Annotated in this window: 18 protein-coding genes; 10 read left to right on the top strand and 8 right to left on the bottom strand. The window is 65.0% G+C overall.

Going from position 1 to position 15,731, the window contains the following annotated elements; translation table 11 throughout:
* Nucleotides 1-18: 18 nt before the first annotated feature.
* The 4 genes from purQ to purC form a co-directional block, all read right to left on the bottom strand.
* The gene (gene purQ / locus KVX96_RS09630) at nt 19-687 is read right to left on the bottom strand and encodes a phosphoribosylformylglycinamidine synthase subunit PurQ (RefSeq protein ID WP_261194188.1); all 669 of its coding nucleotides are present in this window, start codon (nt 685-687) and stop codon (nt 19-21) included.
* A 68-nt stretch (nt 688-755) separates the two neighbouring features.
* The gene (locus tag KVX96_RS09625; protein WP_261194187.1) at nt 756-1,793 is read right to left on the bottom strand and encodes a zinc-dependent alcohol dehydrogenase family protein; all 1,038 of its coding nucleotides are present in this window, start codon (nt 1,791-1,793) and stop codon (nt 756-758) included.
* Entirely contained in the window at nt 1,793-2,032 is a 240-nt protein-coding gene (gene purS, locus KVX96_RS09620) for a phosphoribosylformylglycinamidine synthase subunit PurS (RefSeq protein WP_261194186.1), read from the bottom strand. The genes KVX96_RS09625 and purS overlap by 1 nt, the downstream gene beginning before the upstream one ends.
* A 71-nt stretch (nt 2,033-2,103) precedes the next feature.
* Nucleotides 2,104-2,865 carry a phosphoribosylaminoimidazolesuccinocarboxamide synthase gene (gene purC / locus KVX96_RS09615; protein ID WP_261194185.1) on the bottom strand — a complete coding sequence of 254 codons (762 nt, stop codon included), beginning with the start codon at nt 2,863-2,865 and terminating at the stop codon, nt 2,104-2,106.
* 164 nt (nt 2,866-3,029) lie between these two features.
* Between purC and KVX96_RS09610 the strand changes: the two genes are divergently transcribed.
* Nucleotides 3,030-3,344, top strand: coding sequence for a DUF1476 domain-containing protein (locus tag KVX96_RS09610; RefSeq protein WP_261194184.1), 315 nt, complete (start codon nt 3,030-3,032; stop codon nt 3,342-3,344).
* A 197-nt stretch (nt 3,345-3,541) separates the two neighbouring features.
* Nucleotides 3,542-4,558: a betaine--homocysteine S-methyltransferase gene (gene bmt, locus KVX96_RS09605; protein WP_261194183.1), complete on the top strand. Its 1,017-nt coding sequence runs from the start codon at nt 3,542-3,544 to the stop codon at nt 4,556-4,558.
* Nucleotides 4,559-4,563: 5 nt separating this feature from the next.
* Here bmt and KVX96_RS09600 read toward each other — a convergent pair whose 3' ends face one another.
* Nucleotides 4,564-5,673, bottom strand: a complete 1,110-nt coding sequence (locus KVX96_RS09600) for a PA0069 family radical SAM protein (protein ID WP_261194182.1) — start codon at nt 5,671-5,673, stop codon at nt 4,564-4,566.
* A gap of 184 nt (nt 5,674-5,857) precedes the next feature.
* On the opposite strand from KVX96_RS09600, the gene KVX96_RS09595 reads away from it, so the two are divergent.
* The 3 genes from KVX96_RS09595 to KVX96_RS09585 are packed head-to-tail and all read left to right on the top strand — an operon-like array spanning nt 5,858 to nt 7,456.
* Nucleotides 5,858-6,562, top strand: coding sequence for a corrinoid protein (locus KVX96_RS09595; RefSeq protein ID WP_261194181.1), 705 nt, complete (start codon nt 5,858-5,860; stop codon nt 6,560-6,562).
* Between the two features lie 59 nt (nt 6,563-6,621).
* On the top strand, nt 6,622-6,831 hold the full coding sequence (locus KVX96_RS09590) for a hypothetical protein (RefSeq protein WP_261194180.1): 210 nt from the start codon (nt 6,622-6,624) through the stop codon (nt 6,829-6,831).
* Complete coding sequence (locus tag KVX96_RS09585) at nt 6,812-7,456, top strand: DUF1638 domain-containing protein (protein WP_261194179.1); 645 nt, start codon at nt 6,812-6,814, stop codon at nt 7,454-7,456. Before KVX96_RS09590 ends, KVX96_RS09585 begins: the two co-directional genes overlap by 20 nt.
* A 78-nt stretch (nt 7,457-7,534) precedes the next feature.
* On the opposite strand, the gene coaD is transcribed toward KVX96_RS09585, so the two are convergent.
* The 3 genes from coaD to KVX96_RS09570 all read right to left on the bottom strand — a co-directional run bounded on the left by coaD (nt 7,535) and on the right by KVX96_RS09570 (nt 9,519).
* Nucleotides 7,535-8,029 (bottom strand): pantetheine-phosphate adenylyltransferase, encoded by a 495-nt coding sequence (gene coaD, locus KVX96_RS09580; protein WP_261194177.1) that lies wholly within the window; start codon nt 8,027-8,029, stop codon nt 7,535-7,537.
* 98 nt (nt 8,030-8,127) lie between these two features.
* Nucleotides 8,128-8,565 (bottom strand): CBS domain-containing protein, encoded by a 438-nt coding sequence (locus KVX96_RS09575; protein WP_261194176.1) that lies wholly within the window; start codon nt 8,563-8,565, stop codon nt 8,128-8,130.
* Nucleotides 8,566-8,628: 63 nt separating this feature from the next.
* A complete protein-coding gene (locus KVX96_RS09570; RefSeq protein WP_261195428.1) occupies nt 8,629-9,519 on the bottom strand; it encodes a LysR family transcriptional regulator in 891 nt (296 codons plus the stop codon).
* 116 nt (nt 9,520-9,635) lie between these two features.
* Between KVX96_RS09570 and KVX96_RS09565 the strand changes: the two genes are divergently transcribed.
* The 5 genes from KVX96_RS09565 (at nt 9,636) to mmsB (ending at nt 15,588) form a co-directional block, all read left to right on the top strand.
* A complete protein-coding gene (locus KVX96_RS09565; RefSeq protein WP_261194175.1) occupies nt 9,636-11,138 on the top strand; it encodes a CoA-acylating methylmalonate-semialdehyde dehydrogenase in 1,503 nt (500 codons plus the stop codon).
* Between the two features lie 206 nt (nt 11,139-11,344).
* The gene (locus KVX96_RS09560) at nt 11,345-12,481 is read left to right on the top strand and encodes a carboxylate-amine ligase (protein WP_261194174.1); all 1,137 of its coding nucleotides are present in this window, start codon (nt 11,345-11,347) and stop codon (nt 12,479-12,481) included.
* Between the two features lie 60 nt (nt 12,482-12,541).
* Complete coding sequence (locus KVX96_RS09555) at nt 12,542-13,687, top strand: acyl-CoA dehydrogenase family protein (protein WP_261194173.1); 1,146 nt, start codon at nt 12,542-12,544, stop codon at nt 13,685-13,687.
* Nucleotides 13,684-14,715, top strand: coding sequence for a 3-hydroxyisobutyryl-CoA hydrolase (locus KVX96_RS09550; protein ID WP_261194172.1), 1,032 nt, complete (start codon nt 13,684-13,686; stop codon nt 14,713-14,715). Before KVX96_RS09555 ends, KVX96_RS09550 begins: the two co-directional genes overlap by 4 nt.
* The gene (gene mmsB / locus KVX96_RS09545) at nt 14,716-15,588 is read left to right on the top strand and encodes a 3-hydroxyisobutyrate dehydrogenase (RefSeq protein ID WP_261194171.1); all 873 of its coding nucleotides are present in this window, start codon (nt 14,716-14,718) and stop codon (nt 15,586-15,588) included. It abuts the gene before it with no gap.
* The last annotated feature ends 143 nt before the right edge of the window (nt 15,589-15,731 follow it).

Raw genomic sequence — 15,731 nt, 5'->3', positions numbered from 1 at the left:
GGCGGCAAGCGGTGGCGGTTAAGCCATTGCCATCTGGTCGAAAAGCGAGCGGAAAAGCGCCGCCCCTTCGGTGCCGCCGTGGCCGGCATCCGCCGCCCGCTCCGGGTGGGGCATCATGCCCAGCACGCGGCGGTTCTCAGAGAGGATCCCGGCGATGTCGGCGGTGGAGCCGTTGGGGTTGTCGCCATAGGTGAAAGCCACGCGGTCCTCGCCCTGCAGGCGGGCCACGATGGCCTCATCGGCGGTGTAGTTTCCGTCGTGGTGGGCGATGGGGATCTGGATCTCCTGCCCCTTGGAATAGGCGGAGGTGAAGGCGCTGTCGGTGGTCTGGACGGTGAGCGGCACCGTGCGGCAGATGTATTTCAGACCGGCATTGCGCAGCAGCGCGCCCGGCAGCAGGCCGGTTTCGGTGAGGATCTGGAAGCCGTTGCAGACGCCAAAGACGTAGCCGCCCTTGTTTGCGAACTCCACCACGGAGCGGCAGATCGGCGATTGCGCCGCGATGGCCCCGCAGCGCAGGTAATCGCCAAAGGAAAAGCCCCCCGGCACGCCGACGAAATCCAGCCCCTCGGGCAAGCTTGTATCCTTGTGCCACACCATGGTGACATCGGCTCCGACGTCCTTCAGCGCGACGGCGAGGTCACGATCGCAGTTGGAACCGGGGAATACGACGACAGCGGCTTTCATGGGGGCATCTCCTTGCTTGGCGGCGCTCTAGCCTATTGCGCGGCGCGGGGAAAGGCCCCCGTGCCCCGTCAGCGTGTAAAATCCGTGATCACGGCCACGCCCGGCGGCGTGGGGCCGTTGAAGGCGCGCAGTTCGTCGCTTGCGCCCGAAAGCGGGATCTCGCGGGCAATCAGCGGGCGCATATCGACCGCGCCGCTTTCGATCAGCGACAGCAGGCTCGGGTAGCGCCACGAGGGCATGCCGCGGGTGCCGTAAAGGGCAAGGTTGCCCATGTAGACGGCGTTCATGTTGATCTCCATCCGCGCGGTGTGGCCGACGGGCATGCCCACCTGCACATGGCGGCCCAGCGGGCGCAGGCATTCGATGGAGGCATTGGTGGTGGCCGGGATGCCGAGCGCCTCGACGCTCACATGGGCCCCGCCTCCGGTGATTTCGCGCACGGCCTCGGCCACATGGCCGTCTCCGGCATTGACTGCCGCATCGGCCCCCAGCGACAGGGCGTGATCAAGCTTCTCCTGCACGATGTCCACCACCACGACCCGTGCACCGAGCGCCTTGCCCAGCAGCATGGCAGAAAGCCCGATGCCGCCGGTGCCATGCACGGCGAGCCATTCGCCCGCCTTCAGCGCGGCGCGGTCGGTGAGCGCGTGCCAGCTCGTGGTCACTCGGCAGCCAAGCCCCGCCGCCACCGTGGTGGAGAGGCTATCGGGCAGGCGCGCGAGGTTGTGATCGAAGGGCACCGCCACATATTCGGCAAAGGCGCCAGGCTCGATGAAGCCGGGCAGGCGCTGGTTCGGGCAGGTGTTCTGGTGGCCGGACTGGCACGACGGGCAGCTGCCGCAGGCCAGAATGAAGGGGGCCACCACCTGATCGCCCACCTTGTAGGTTGCACGCGGGCCCGCCTCCACGACAGTGCCGCAGTATTCATGGCCCGGAATCTGGCCCGGCTTCACGCGGGGATGTTCCCCCACCCAGCCGTGCCAATCCGAACGGCAGACGCCACAGGCCTCCACCTTGAGCACGACACCATCCTCGGGGCACGCCGGGTCTGCCACTTGCTCCAGCGACAGATCGGCGTTGTATTCCCGAAGGACGGCGGCGCGCATCAGATCAGCTCGACGCTGTAGCTCTCGATCACCGTGTTCGCGAGCAGCTTTTCGCACATGGCGGTGACGGAAGCCTCGGCGGCGGTGGCATCGGTTTCGGCCAGATCCAGCTCGATCACCTTGCCCTGACGCACGCCCTGCACCCCGTCGAAGCCGAGCGTGCCAAGCGCATGGCGCACGGCCTCGCCTTGCGGGTCCAGAACGCCGTTTTTCAGCATGACATGTACGCGGGCTTTCATGGGGTCAGTTTCCTTGCAGGTCTTGGAACGAACATAAGGACGGTGGCTGAGGGCAGCCCCGCCCGGTGCTTTCAATTGATCAGGGTCGGCTTGGCGGCGGGGCTGACATTGCCGGGCATCACGCCAAGGCGGCGGGCCACCTCGGTGTAGGCATCCGTCAGGCTACCCAGATCGCGGCGGAACACGTCCTTGTCGAGCTTCTGGCCGGTCTCGATGTCCCAGAGGCGGCAGGAGTCGGGGCTGATCTCGTCGGCCACGAGCAGGCGCTGGTAGTCGCCTTCCCAAACGCGGCCCACTTCGATCTTGAAATCGATCAGCTTGATGCCGACGCCCATCATCATGCCGGACATGAAATCGTTCACCCGCAGCGCCAGCGCCACGATGTCGTCCAGATCCTGCTGGGAGGCCCAGCCGAAGGCGATGATGTATTCTTCCGGCACCAGCGGATCGCCGAGCGCGTCGTTCTTGTAGGAGAATTCCACGATCGGGCGCGGCAGTTGCGTGCCCTCTTCAAGGCCGAGGCGCTTGGCCATGGAGCCTGCGGCGAAGTTGCGCACGATGATTTCCAGCGGCACGATCTCAACGGCGCGCACCAATTGCTCGCGCATGTTGAGGCGGCGGATGAAATGGGTCGGCACGCCGATGTTGTTGAGCCCCTTCATGAAGAACTCGCTCAGGCGGTTGTTGAGCACGCCCTTGCCTTCGATCACGTCGCGTTTCTCGGCGTTGAAGGCGGTGGCGTCATCCTTGAAATACTGCACGATCGTGCCCGGCTCGGGGCCTTCGTACAGGATCTTTGCCTTGCCTTCGTATAGCTTCTTGCGCCGTGCCATGGGATCTCCGATGCGGGTTGGGTGGCCGAGGTGTCCTCCCGTTTCAGCCGCCCTATAAGCCATGGCGAGAATTGTCGCAAGAAGGCGCTATTTCCTTGCGGCCCCTGCGCGGCGGGGCCATATGGTACCTTGAAACATATTCATAAGTGCCGAGAGGACGCGACATGACCACTTTCGACGATCGCGAAAGCGCCTTCGAGAACAAATTTGCCCATGATGAAGAGATGCTCTTCAAGGCCGGCGCCCGCCGCAACAAGCTGCTGGGCCTCTGGGCCGCGGGCTTGATGGGCAAGGAAGGCGACGCCGCCGATGCCTATGCCAAGGAAGTGATCCTCGCCGATTTCGAGGAAGCCGGCCACGAGGACGTGGTGCGCAAGGTCACCGCCGATCTGGACGGCAAGGCCAGCGCCGACGAGATCCGCGCCAAGATGGCCGAGCTGCTGTCAGTGGCCAAGGCCCAGTTGGCCGACGAAGCCTGAGGCTTCCGTTTGGACTAAAAAGAAAAGGCGCGGCCCACCAGCCGCGCTTTTTTCATTTGGGAAAGGCGTTTCATCCAAGGCTCATGATCTTCATGCGCGATATGAAATTGCACTTGCGGCCAAAACCTGTCACCAGCACGCCGTGACTGGCTGCGCCTCCGGCGGTGGCCGCTTTTGCTTTGGTGAGGCCCGAGACGATGACAAACGCCCTTTCCCGCATGCTCGCCGAGCGCGACTGGATCCTGGCCGATGGCGCCACGGGCACCAATCTGTTCAACATGGGGCTGACCTCGGGCGATGCGCCGGAGCTTTGGAATGTTGATGAGCCGGAAAAGATCCGTGCCTTGTACCGAGGCGCTGTGGAGGCTGGCTCGGACCTCTTCCTCACGAACACCTTCGGGGGCAACGCCTCGCGGCTGAAGCTGCATGACGCGCAAGGCCGCGTGCATGAGTTGAACCGGATCGGGGCCGAGCTGGGCCGCGAAGTGGCCGATGCCGCCGGGCGTCCGGTTATCGTTGCGGGCTCGGTGGGCCCCACCGGCGAGATCATGGAACCGATGGGCACTTTGACTTTCGCACGCGCCGTGGAGATGTTCCACGAGCAGGCCGAAGGGCTGAAAGCGGGCGGGGCCGATGTGCTCTGGGTCGAGACGATATCTGCTGCGGAGGAATTCCGCGCCGCCGCCGAAGCCTTCCGGCTCGCCGACATGCCCTGGTGCGGCACGATGAGCTTTGACACCGCCGGGCGCACGATGATGGGCATCACCTCCTCGGACATGGTCGATAATGTCGCCAAGCTCGCCTACCAGCCGCTGGCCTATGGGGCGAATTGCGGCGTGGGCGCGTCTGATCTTCTGCGCACGATCCTTGGCTTCTCTGCGCGGGGCACCGAAACGCCGCTGATTTCCAAGGGCAATGCGGGCATTCCGAAGTACCACGACGGCCACATCCACTACGATGGCACGCCCGAGCTGATGGCCGACTACGCCTGCCTCGCGCGTGACAGCGGCGCGACGATCATCGGCGGCTGCTGCGGCACGACGCCGGCGCATCTGAAGGCCATGCGGGAGGCGCTGGAAACCCGCCCGCGCGGCGAGCGCCCTTCGCTCGACGCGATCGCGACCGCACTCGGTGGCTTCTCCTCCGCGTCAGACGGCACCGGGGAGGACGCCAATGCGGCCCCTGCCCGCCCGCGCCGCCGCCGCCGGACTTAGGCTTTTCAAAACAGCGAAAGCTGATCCCCGGCCCGGGGCGGCGCGGCGAACAGGTCGCTACGCAGGGGCGGCAGCCGTTCGGCCAGACCGAGCCTTTTGCAGGCCGCCCGAAAGCGCGCTTGCGTCAGCTCGGCATGCAGCCCTTCGCCGCGCATGCGGTGGCCGAAGCGCGCGTCGTATACCGCCCCGCCGTGCATCTCCCGCAGCCGCCGCAGGATCTTCTCGGCCCGGTTCGGCACATGCTCATGAAGCCAGGCCTCCCACAGGGGCGCGACCTCCAGCGGCAGGCGCAGCATGATAAAGCTGGCCGCCGCGGCACCTGCCTCGCGCGCCGCGTCAAGAATGGCCTCCAGTTCGTGATCCGTCAGGCCCGGGATAAGCGGCGCCACCATCACGCGCACCTCGCAACCCGTTTCGGCCAACTTACGGATCATCGCGAGCCTGCGCGCCGGTGCTGGCGCGCGCGGTTCCATCCGGCGGCTCAAGCCTGCGTCCAGCGTTGTGATCGAGATCCCCACGCGGGCCAGCCCCGCCTGCCCCATCGCGCCCAGAACATCGGCGTCGCGCTCCACGAGACTGCCCTTCGTCACCACACCCACCGGGTGGTTGAAGGCCTGCAGCACCTCCAGAATACGGCGCATGATCCCGCGCTCGGCCTCGATGGGCTGGTAGGGGTCAGTGTTGGTGCCAATCGCCACCGGCGCGCAGGCATAGCCCTTGCGGCGCAACTCCCGCTCCAACACCGCAGGCGCGTCCGGGCGCGCCACGAGGCGGGTTTCGAAATCGAGCCCCGGCGACAGGCCGAGGTAGGCGTGCGTGGGGCGGGCGAAGCAATAGATGCAGCCATGCTCGCAGCCCCTGTAGGGGTTGATCGACCGGTCAAAGGGCAGATCGGGTGAGCTGTTGTAAGTGATGACGCTGCGCGGGCGCTCCTCGCTCACCTGTGTGCGCAGCACGCGCGGCTCTTCCGTGATGTCCCAGCCGTCAGGCTCCAGCGTGTGCTGGAAGCGCTCATAGCGTCCCGTTTCATTGCTCGCGGCCCCGCGCCCCCGTGCCTGCCGCCCGGCAAAGGCCTGCGCCTCCCTCTCTGTGCTATTTCGTTGCCTGCTCTCCATCACTAAATGATAGAACGTTTGGAGAACATTCAAAACCCCTCTCCGCAACGCCCCACGCACGGCCTGCCACCCTGCCCCCGCGTCGGTTGCGATTGCGCCGATGTCGCTATTTGCCAAGTTGGCAGAGCCTGTTTTGCGCTAACTGGCATCAGACGGGCCCCGGCCTGCAAGTGGAGCGCATGACATGTCTGACGAAGACGACGATATCATCCTGTCCGAACTTCCGGACGACGAGCTTGTCCAACAGATGTTTGACGACCTCTACGACGGGCTGAAGGAAGAGATCGAGGAAGGGGTGCATATCCTGCTCGATCGCGGCTGGGAGCCCTACCGCGTTCTCACCGAAGCGCTTGTGGGTGGCATGACGATCGTGGGCAATGATTTCCGCGATGGCATCCTTTTCGTGCCCGAAGTGCTTCTGGCTGCCAACGCCATGAAGGGCGGCATGGCGATCCTGAAGCCGCTCCTGGCCGAAACCGGCGCGCCCCGCGTGGGCAAGATGGTGATCGGCACTGTGAAGGGCGACATCCACGACATCGGCAAGAACCTCGTCTCCATGATGATGGAAGGCGCGGGCTTCGAAGTGGTGGATCTGGGCATCAACAACGCCGTGGAAGCCTATCTCGAAGCGCTGGAAACCGAAGGCCCGGACATCCTCGGCATGTCGGCCCTACTGACGACGACGATGCCCTACATGAAGGTGGTGATCGACACGCTGGTCGAGAAAGGCCTGCGCGACGACTACATCGTGCTCGTGGGTGGCGCGCCGCTGAACGAGGAATTCGGCCGCGCCATTGGGGCGGACGCCTATTGCCGCGATGCCGCGGTTGCCGTGGAAACGGCCAAGGCCTTCATGGCCCGCAAGCACAACCAGATGGCCGCGGGCTGATCCGCTGACGCGGGCGGCCACGCCTTGGCAAGGCCCGCCCGCGCCCCCATCTGTGATGCATGACAGAGCCAAAACCCAACCACACCGCCCGCTTCGCCGCCCTGCTGGCGATCGTGATCCTGGCCGCGCTGATCACCGTGGGCGTGGCCTTCAGCGCGGGCGATCAGATGCGCACCGTTGCCCCCGTGGGTGGGCTGCTGGCGGTGGCGCTGGTGGCACGGCTCCTGCTTTTTGCGCGCAAGCCCGGCCATGAGCGTAAATCCAAGTGACGACGCACTGACCCGCGACGGGCTCGCGCCGGACAGGCGGCAAGGCAAGATCCTGCTGCTGGCCTGCGGCGCGCTCGCGCGGGAGATCCTCGCCCTGAAAGAGGCCAACGGCTGGGATCACATGGCGCTCACCTGCCTGCCCGCGATCTACCACATCCAGCCGCAGAAAATCCCGGCCGCCGTGGAGGCGGCCGTTCAAAAGCACCGCGCCGATTTCGACGAGATCTTAGTGGTCTACGCCGATTGCGGCACCGGCGGGCTGTTGCAGGCCAAATGTGCCGAGCTCGGCGTGGAGATGGTCGCGGGGCCGCATTGTTACGCGTTTTTCGAAGGCAACGACCGTTTCGCTGAGCTTGCGGAAGAGGAATTCACCGCCTTCTACCTGACCGATTTCCTCGTGCGCCAGTTCGACGCTTTCGTCTGGAAACCCATGGGACTCGACCGCCACCCGGAACTACGCGACATGTATTTCGGCAACTACACCAAACTCGTCTATCAGGCCCAGACGGAGGACCCTGCGCTCACCGAAAAAGCGCAGGCCTGTGCCGAACGCCTCGGCCTCGCGTTCGAGCGCCGTTTCACCGGCTACGGCGACTTGAAAAGCGCGCTCCAAACAAAAGCCTGACACCAGCCCTCGCACGCAGGTCAGAGCGGGGGCCAGCCCCCGCACCCCCGGGATATTTCCGGTCAAAAGATGGGCTGCCTAGCGTCCAAGACGCGTGTAAAGCGCGTCGCGCACCGCGGGGGGAACGAATTTGCTGATGTCGCCGCCAAGGCGGGCGATTTCTTTGACCAGCTTGGAGGCGATGGCCTGATGGCGGGCTTCGGCCATCAGGAAGACGGTTTCGACCGAGGAATCCATTGCCCGGTTCATCCCGACCATCTGGTATTCATATTCGAAATCCGCCACCGCGCGCAGGCCGCGCACGATGATCTGGGCGCCCACGTCGCGGGCGCAGTCGATCAGCAGGTTTTCAAACGGATGGGCGATGATTTCGGTCCCCGTCTCCGTGGAAAGCGAGGCGCATTCGGCCTCGATCATCGCAACGCGTTCTTCTAGCGAGAACATCGGCCCCTTGTCGCGGTTGATGGCGACGCCGATCACCAGCTTGTCCACCAGCGTGGCGCTGCGGCGGATGATGTCGATATGGCCGTGCGTGATCGGGTCGAATGTTCCGGGGTAGAGCCCTACGCGCATGTCACGCCTCCTGTTGCCTGCGCGCACGCAACATTATTGCGCGCAACAATGCAAGCCGCTTTTCCACGCCTGCCGGAAAAGGCCGCAGGCATGTTGGCTCAATGGCCCATGATCATGCCTTGCAGGGCTTCTTTCTCCATCGCCAGTTCCGACAGCCGCGCCTTCACAACGTCGCCCAGCGAGATCAGCCCGACCATCTGGCCCGCCTCATCCACCACCGGCATGTGACGGAAGCGCCCGTCCGTCATCTTTTCCATCACGCTTTCGGCGGTTTCGCCGGGCTCGCAGGTGGTGAGCTTGCGCGTCATCACCGCCTCGACGCTATCGGTCATGCATGCAACGCCGCGCTTGCCCAGCTCGCGCACGATGTCGCGCTCCGACAGGATCCCTTCGGCCTGATGCCCATCGGTGCTGATCACCACGGTGCCGATCCGGCGGCTGGAGAGCAGCGCGGCGGCTTCCGAGAGGCTGGAGGACGGGGCCACCGTGACCACGCCATCATCGCCTTTGAGTGTGAGGATCTGCTGAACGAGCATCTGGGGCCTCCCTACCTATGTGCCTTAAATATATAGGCAGCCTGCTTTGGGCGGCAACTTCTGTCAAGTCAGCGCTTCCAGCCGCGCAACTTCCTTGCGCAGGCCGAGGGTGAGCGCCTCGGCAAAGCGATTGAGGCGCGGCACACGGCGGTCGGTGGCGTGGCGGATCAGGTAGAAGCTGCGGGTGAGCGCAGCCTGCGACGTGAGCACCTTGCGCAGCTCCGGCGCGCTTGGCAGGGCGAAATCATGGGCCACGGTGAGCCCCGCTCCCTGCCGTGCCCAGTTGAGCTGCACCGCCACCGAGTTGGAGGAGAAATCCACGTGGCGTACCCCCACTTCGGCGAGGTACTCCAGCTCCTTGTCGAAGATCATGTCGGGGATGTAGCCGATCAGCTTGTGGTGCTTCAGATCGTCAAGGCTCTGCGGCGTGCCCGCGCGCGCCAGGTAGCGCACGGAGCCGGCGAGGTGCAGGCGGTAGTCGGTGATCTTCTGCACCACGAGCCGGCCCGACGACGGCGGCGAGACGGCTATCGCCATATCGGCCTCCCGGCGCGACAAGTTGAAGACGCGGGGCAGCGCGACGATCTGCACCTCAAGGCCGGGGTTGGCCTCGCAGATCTGGGCGCAGACCTGCGGCAGCAGGTAGTTCGCCGCCCCGTCCGGAGCGCCGATCCGCACGATGCCGGTGAGCTGGCCCGTCTGGCCGCGCACCTGCTCGAGCCCGCCGATGATGCTCTGCTCGGCTTCCGCCGTGCGAACGCGCAGGTTCTGGCCCTCATCCGTCAGGCTGTAGCCTTGCGGGCTTTTCGCGAACAGCACCGCGCCCACGCCTTCCTCAAGCCTCGCGATGCGGCGGCCCACGGTGGCCGGATCGAGCTTGAGCGCCTTTCCTGCGCCCGAGAGGCTTTCATGCCGCGCCACGGCGAGGAAAATGCGCAGATCGTCCCATTGAATGTCCATTCCGGCCCCCATCATTGCATTTTTGCAAAACGCTTTTGGGAAACTGCCCCTTTTCCGGCCATTTCTGCAAGCCTATTGTGCCGCCAAATCGACATTTCCGGGAGGCTGTCATGACCGTCGAACTCACCCATTTCATCAATGGCCAGCATGTGAAGGGCACCTCGGGCCGCTTTGCCGATGTGTTCAACCCCGCCACGGGCGAGGTGCAGGCTAGGGTGCCGCTCGCCAGCAAAGCCGAGCTGGACGCCGCCATCGCATCGGCCGCCGCTGCCCAGCCCGCCTGGGGCGCGACCAACCCGCAGAAACGCGCGCGCGTGATGATGAATGTCGTCGCCCTGCTCAACCGCGACATGGACAAGCTGGCCGAGGCGCTTTCGCGCGAGCACGGCAAGACGATCCCCGACGCCAAGGGCGACGTGCAGCGTGGCCTTGAGGTGATCGAGTTCTGCATCGGCGCACCGCATCTGCTGAAGGGCGAATACACCGACAGCGCTGGCCCCGGCATCGACATGTACTCCATGCGCCAGCCGCTGGGCGTGGTGGCGGGCATCACACCGTTCAACTTCCCGGCCATGATCCCGCTGTGGAAGATCGGCCCGGCGCTCTCCTGCGGCAACGCGATGATCCTGAAGCCCAGCGAGCGCGACCCTTCCGTGCCGCTGATGATCGCCGAGATTTTCAAGGAAGCCGGCCTGCCCGATGGCATCCTGCAGGTGGTGAACGGCGACAAGGAGGCCGTGGACGGCATCCTCGACAACGACACCGTGCAGGCGGTGGGCTTTGTCGGCTCCACCCCGATCGCCGAGTATATCTACAGCCGCGGCTGTGCGAACGGCAAACGCGTGCAGTGTTTCGGTGGTGCGAAAAACCACATGATCATCATGCCCGACGCCGATCTGGATCAGGCGGCAGACGCGTTGGTGGGCGCGGGCTACGGCGCTGCAGGCGAGCGCTGCATGGCGATCTCGGTGGCTGTGCCGGTGGGGGAAGCCACGGCGGATGCGCTGATCGAGAAGCTCGTGCCGCGCATCGAGAAGCTGAAAGTTGGCCCCTATACTGCCGGAAATGATGTGGATTACGGCCCTGTCGTTACCGGCGCGGCCAAGCAGAACATCCTCGGCCTCGTGCAATCGGGCATTGATCAGGGCGCGGAGCTCGTGGTCGACGGACGCGATTTCAGCCTGCAGGGCTATGAGGACGGTTTCTTCGTGGGCCCGCACCTCTTTGACCGCGTGACGCCGGACATGGACATCTACAAGAAAGAGATCTTCGGCCCCGTTCTTTCCACCGTGCGCGCGGGCTCCTATGAAGAGGCCATCGGCCTTGCGCTGGACCATGAATACGGCAACGGCACCGCGATTTTCACCCGCGATGGCGATACGGCGCGCGATTTCGCCAACCGGATCAACATCGGCATGGTGGGCGTGAACGTGCCGATCCCGGTGCCGCTGGCCTATCACACCTTCGGCGGCTGGAAGAAATCCGGCTTCGGCGATCTGAACCAGCACGGGCCGGACTCCTTCAAGTTCTACACCCGCACCAAGACGGTGACGGCGCGCTGGCCCTCCGGCATCAAGGAAGGCGGCGAGTTTAACTTCAAAGCGATGGACTAAGTAGCAAAGGGCAGCCCCCGCCCGCCCCGTCACGCCAGAGGCGTGCTTTCAGCACAGGGCGGGGGCTTTCGCCCCGCCTCGGGCTGGGGCTGCCCTCTGCACGATTGTGGGACAGAATGGCGTGCGTCGGGCCGGAGGAGGCCAAGGCGCTTGCCAGATGCGGCACTTCACGCCCAGCATGGAGGCGCTAGCTCAGGGAGGAGACCATGGCGCAGACACCCCCATCCTTCACCATCGGTGTCGAGGAAGAATACCTGCTGGTGGACCGCGAGACCTTGAGCCTCGCCGAAGCGCCGGAAGCGATGATGGCGGAGTGTGTCTCGGCGCTTGAGGGGCAGGTCAGCCCCGAGTTCCTGCAATGCCAGATCGAGATCGGCACCAAGGTCTGCGGCGATGTTCGGGCTGCACGTGAGGATCTCAAACGCCTGCGCAGCACGGTGTTCAAGATCGCCGCCCGCCACGGGCTCGCCCCCATCGCGGCCTCCTGCCACCCGTTTGCGGATTGGAAGCAGCAGCACCACACCAACAAAGAGCGTTACAACGATCTGGAGCGCGATCTGGCGGGTGTGGTGCGGCGGATGCTGATCTGCGGGATGCATGTGCATGTCTGCGTCGAGAACCCCGACCTGCGCATCGACCTGATGAACCAGCTCACCTATTTCCTGCCGCATCTGCTGGCGCTCTCCACCTCATCGCCCTACTGGAACGGGCAGGACACCGGCCTCGCCTCCTACCGGCTCACCGTGTTCGACAACCTGCCCCGCACCGGCCTGCCGCCACGACTCGCGAGCTTTGCCGAATACGAACGCTCCGTGCAGGCGCTCGTGGAGATGGGGCTGATCGAGGACGCCAGCAAGATCTGGTGGGATCTGCGCCCCTCAAGCCACTTCCCCACGCTGGAAACCCGCATCTGCGATGTCTCGCCCCGGCTGGAGAACGCACTCTCGCTCGCGGCCGCCGTTCAATGCATCACCCGGATGCTCTACCGCCTCTCGCGCGACAACCAGCGCTGGCGGATCTATGAAAACTTCCTCGTCGGTGAAAACCGCTGGCGCGCGCAGCGCTACGGGGCCACGGGCGCGGGGCTGATCGATTTCGGCAAGCGCGAGATCATTCCCATGGCCACGCTGGTGGAGGAACTGATCGATCTGCTGGAAGAAGACGCCGCCGCCCTTGGCTGCACACCCGAGATCGAAGGCCTGCGCCGCATCATCATCGATGGCACCAGTTCCGAGCGCCAGCGCGCCGCTTATAAGCGCAGCAAGGACGCCGGCCAAAGCCATGAAGACGCATTGAAATCCGTCGTGGAGCATCTCATCGAAGAGTACCACGCCGATCTGTAACACCCGCCGCGCGCCCCGGCCCACGGGCGCCTTACGCGGCACCTGAAGGAGAAGACCCAAATGGACTTTGGCTTAAGCGAAGAGCAGCAGCTCATCTTCGACATGGCGCGCGAGTTCGGCGCGGCCCAGATCGCGCCTCATGCGCGCGATTGGGAGGCTGCCGGCACCATCCCGAAAGAGCTTTGGCCGCAGCTGGCGGAGCTGGGTTTCGGCGGGCTCTACGTGCGCGAGGAAAGCGGCGGTGCCGGGCTTTCGCGCCTTGATGCCACGCTGGTGTTCGAGGCGCTCTCCATGGCCTGCCCCTCCGTGGCGGCCTTTCTCTCCATCCACAACATGTGCGCGGCGATGATCGACAAGTTCGGTTCCGAGGCGATGAAGGCCGATGTGCTGCCCCGCGCCATCGCGATGGAGACGATCCTCTCCTATTGCCTCACCGAGCCCGGCTCGGGCTCCGATGCCGCCGCGTTGAAAACAAAAGCGGTGAAAACAAACGAGGGCTACCGGCTCACCGGCACCAAGGCCTTCATCTCCGGTGGCGGCTATTCGGACGCCTATATCGTGATGTCGCGCACCGGCGAGGACGGGCCCAAGGGCATCTCCGCGATCCTCGTGGAGGACGGCACGCCGGGGCTCTCTTTCGGCGGGCTGGAAGCGAAAATGGGCTGGAAGAGCCAGCCCACGCGGCAGGTGCAACTGGATGATTGCGCCGTGCCCTCGGAGAACCTGCTCGGCGAGGAGGGACGTGGCTTTGCCTACGCCATGGCGGGGCTTGATGGCGGGCGGCTCAACATCGCCGCCTGTGCGCTGGGGGCCGCCCAATCCGCGCTGGATGCCACGCTCACCTACATGGGCGAGCGCAAGGCCTTCGGCAAACCCATCGACCAGTTCCAGGCGCTGCAGTTCCGGCTCGCCGATATGGAGATCAAGCTGCAATCGGCGCGCATCTTCCTGCGGCAGGCGGCGTGGAAATACGATACCGGCGCCCATGATGCCTCCACCCATTGCGCCATGGCCAAAGCCTATGTGACGGAAGCCGCAAGCGCCGTGGCCAATGATTGCCTGCAGATGCACGGCGGCTATGGTTATCTGGCCGACTACGGCATCGAGAAGATCGTGCGCGATCTCCGGGTCCACCAGATCCTCGAAGGCACCAATGAAATCATGCGCTTGATCACCTCGCGCAGCCTGCTGGCGGGCCGCTCATGAGCGAGATCACCTGCCGCAAAGAGGGTCGCATCGGGCGGATCACCCTGACCCGCCCCAAGGCGCTCAACGCGCTCTCCCACGGGATGGTGCGCGCCATCGACGCCGCCCTTCTGGCGTGGCGCGACGATCCCGAGGTGGCCCTGCTGGTGATCGACGCGGAAGGCGAAAAAGCCTTCTGCGCCGGGGGCGACATCGCCCAGCTCTACACCGAAAGCCGCGCCGGGAACCTTGAGTTCGGCCGCGCCTTCTGGCGCGAGGAATACCGCATGAACGCGCGGCTCTTCGAGTTCCCCAAGCCTGTGGCCACCTTCATGCAAGGCTTCGTGATGGGCGGCGGCGTGGGCGTGGGCTGCCACGGCTCGCACCGGGTCGTGGGCGACAGCACCCGCATCTCCATGCCCGAATCCGTGATCGGCCTGATCCCGGACGTGGGCGGCAGCCTTCTGCTGGCGCAGGCCCCGGGGCGGCTCGGTGAATATCTTGCCACCACCGCGGGCCGCATGGGCCCGGGCGACGCGTTGCACTGCGGCTTTGCCGATTACTACATCCCTGAAAGCGCCTGGCCCGATCTGATCGCCGCGCTGGCCGAGAGCGGGGATCACAGCCTGATCGACGCCGCCGCCCTGCCCGCCCCCGAAAGTCCGCTCGCCGAGCAACAGGCTGAGATCGATGCCTGTTTTGGCGGCGAAACCATGGGCGACATTCAGCGCGCGCTGGAGGCCGCGGGTGGCGATTTCGCAGCCGTGGCGCTGAAAACGCTGGGCCGCAATTCCCCCCTCTCCATGGCCTGCGCGGTCGAGCTGATCCACCGCCTGCGCGGCACGAACGACATCCGCAAATCGCTGGAGCTGGAATATCGCTACACCCACCGCGCGGTGGAGAAGAGTGATTTTCTGGAAGGCGTGCGTGCCCAGATCATCGACAAGGATCGCAATCCGCAATGGCGTTTTGCGGGCACCGGGGCCGAGGTCACCGCGCTGCTGATGCCGCTGGGGGCGGAGAAACTGATATTCGAGGAGGAGACGTAAATGAAGATCGGCTTTATCGGCCTTGGCAATATGGGTGCGCCCATGGCAGCCAATCTCGCGGCGGCGGGCCATGCCGTCACCGGCTTTGACTTGGCCGCCCCCATGCCCGAGGGCGTGAGCGCTGCCGGCTCTGCCTCTGATGCGGCCAAGGGGCAGGATGTTGTGATCACCATGCTGCCCAACGGCGCGATCCTGCGCGCCGTCGCGGCCGAGGTTCTTCCCGCGATGCAGGCCGGATCCGTACTGCTGGATTGCTCCACCGTGGACGTGGAAAGCGCCCGCGCGGTGGCCGAGCAGGCGCAAGCGGCGGGGGTTCTGGCCGCCGATGGCCCGGTCTCGGGGGGCATCGGCGGCGCGGCGGCGGGCACGCTCACCTTCATGGTCGGCGGCTCGGATGAGGCCTTCGCAAAGATCGAACCGCTGCTGGAGGTGATGGGCCAGAAAGCCGTGCATTGCGGGGCTTCCGGGGCCGGTCAGGCGGCGAAGATCTGCAACAACATGATCCTCGGCATCACTATGATCGGCACCTGCGAAGCCTTCGCGCTGGCCGACAAGCTGGGGCTCGATCGACAGAAGATGTTCGATGTCGTCTCCACCTCCTCCGGCTACAGTTGGAGCATGAACGCCTATTGCCCCGCGCCCGGCGTCGGCCCGCAGAGCCCGGCGGACAACGGATACAAGCCCGGTTTCGCCGCCGAGCTGATGCTGAAGGATCTGCTGCTGTCGCAACAGGCTGCTGAAGCCGCCGACGCCGACACGCCCATGGGCGCGGCGGCGGCTGCGCTCTACCACGCCTTCGTGGAAGAGGAAGGCGGCAAAGGCATGGATTTCTCCGCCATGCTGCCGCGCTTTGAGAAACGCAGCCGCGGCTAGAAAAAGCCTGCTTCAAAACATCAAGGCCACGGGGCAACCCCCTGTGGCCCTTAATTTTTATCCGCCTTCTTTCCGCCCTAACTCGCTCCAAAATACCACATTTGCAGCCAACTTGCGCCCCTCTGGCGTGGTTAATCGTTTCC

Origin of the sequence: Pseudoruegeria sp. SHC-113 (assembly GCF_025376885.1) — a bacterium.
Classification (GTDB): Bacteria; Pseudomonadota; Alphaproteobacteria; order Rhodobacterales; family Rhodobacteraceae; genus Pseudoruegeria.
This window is presented reverse-complemented; position numbering and strand designations above follow the sequence as displayed.

Coding starts and splice junctions, on each gene's coding strand:
- purC (WP_261194185.1), bottom strand. CDS start 2,865: ATGGCACGGCGCAAGAAGCTATACGAAGGCAAGGCAAAGATCCTGTAC.
- mmsB (WP_261194171.1), top strand. CDS start 14,716: ATGAAGATCGGCTTTATCGGCCTTGGCAATATGGGTGCGCCCATGGCA.
- purS (WP_261194186.1), bottom strand. CDS start 2,032: ATGAAAGCCCGCGTACATGTCATGCTGAAAAACGGCGTTCTGGACCCG.
- KVX96_RS09560 (WP_261194174.1), top strand. CDS start 11,345: ATGGCGCAGACACCCCCATCCTTCACCATCGGTGTCGAGGAAGAATAC.
- bmt (WP_261194183.1), top strand. CDS start 3,542: ATGACAAACGCCCTTTCCCGCATGCTCGCCGAGCGCGACTGGATCCTG.
- KVX96_RS09610 (WP_261194184.1), top strand. CDS start 3,030: ATGACCACTTTCGACGATCGCGAAAGCGCCTTCGAGAACAAATTTGCC.
- coaD (WP_261194177.1), bottom strand. CDS start 8,029: ATGCGCGTAGGGCTCTACCCCGGAACATTCGACCCGATCACGCACGGC.
- KVX96_RS09555 (WP_261194173.1), top strand. CDS start 12,542: ATGGACTTTGGCTTAAGCGAAGAGCAGCAGCTCATCTTCGACATGGCG.
- KVX96_RS09575 (WP_261194176.1), bottom strand. CDS start 8,565: ATGCTCGTTCAGCAGATCCTCACACTCAAAGGCGATGATGGCGTGGTC.
- KVX96_RS09590 (WP_261194180.1), top strand. CDS start 6,622: ATGACAGAGCCAAAACCCAACCACACCGCCCGCTTCGCCGCCCTGCTG.
- KVX96_RS09565 (WP_261194175.1), top strand. CDS start 9,636: ATGACCGTCGAACTCACCCATTTCATCAATGGCCAGCATGTGAAGGGC.
- KVX96_RS09600 (WP_261194182.1), bottom strand. CDS start 5,673: ATGGAGAGCAGGCAACGAAATAGCACAGAGAGGGAGGCGCAGGCCTTT.
- KVX96_RS09585 (WP_261194179.1), top strand. CDS start 6,812: ATGAGCGTAAATCCAAGTGACGACGCACTGACCCGCGACGGGCTCGCG.
- KVX96_RS09550 (WP_261194172.1), top strand. CDS start 13,684: ATGAGCGAGATCACCTGCCGCAAAGAGGGTCGCATCGGGCGGATCACC.
- purQ (WP_261194188.1), bottom strand. CDS start 687: ATGAAAGCCGCTGTCGTCGTATTCCCCGGTTCCAACTGCGATCGTGAC.
- KVX96_RS09595 (WP_261194181.1), top strand. CDS start 5,858: ATGTCTGACGAAGACGACGATATCATCCTGTCCGAACTTCCGGACGAC.
- KVX96_RS09625 (WP_261194187.1), bottom strand. CDS start 1,793: ATGCGCGCCGCCGTCCTTCGGGAATACAACGCCGATCTGTCGCTGGAG.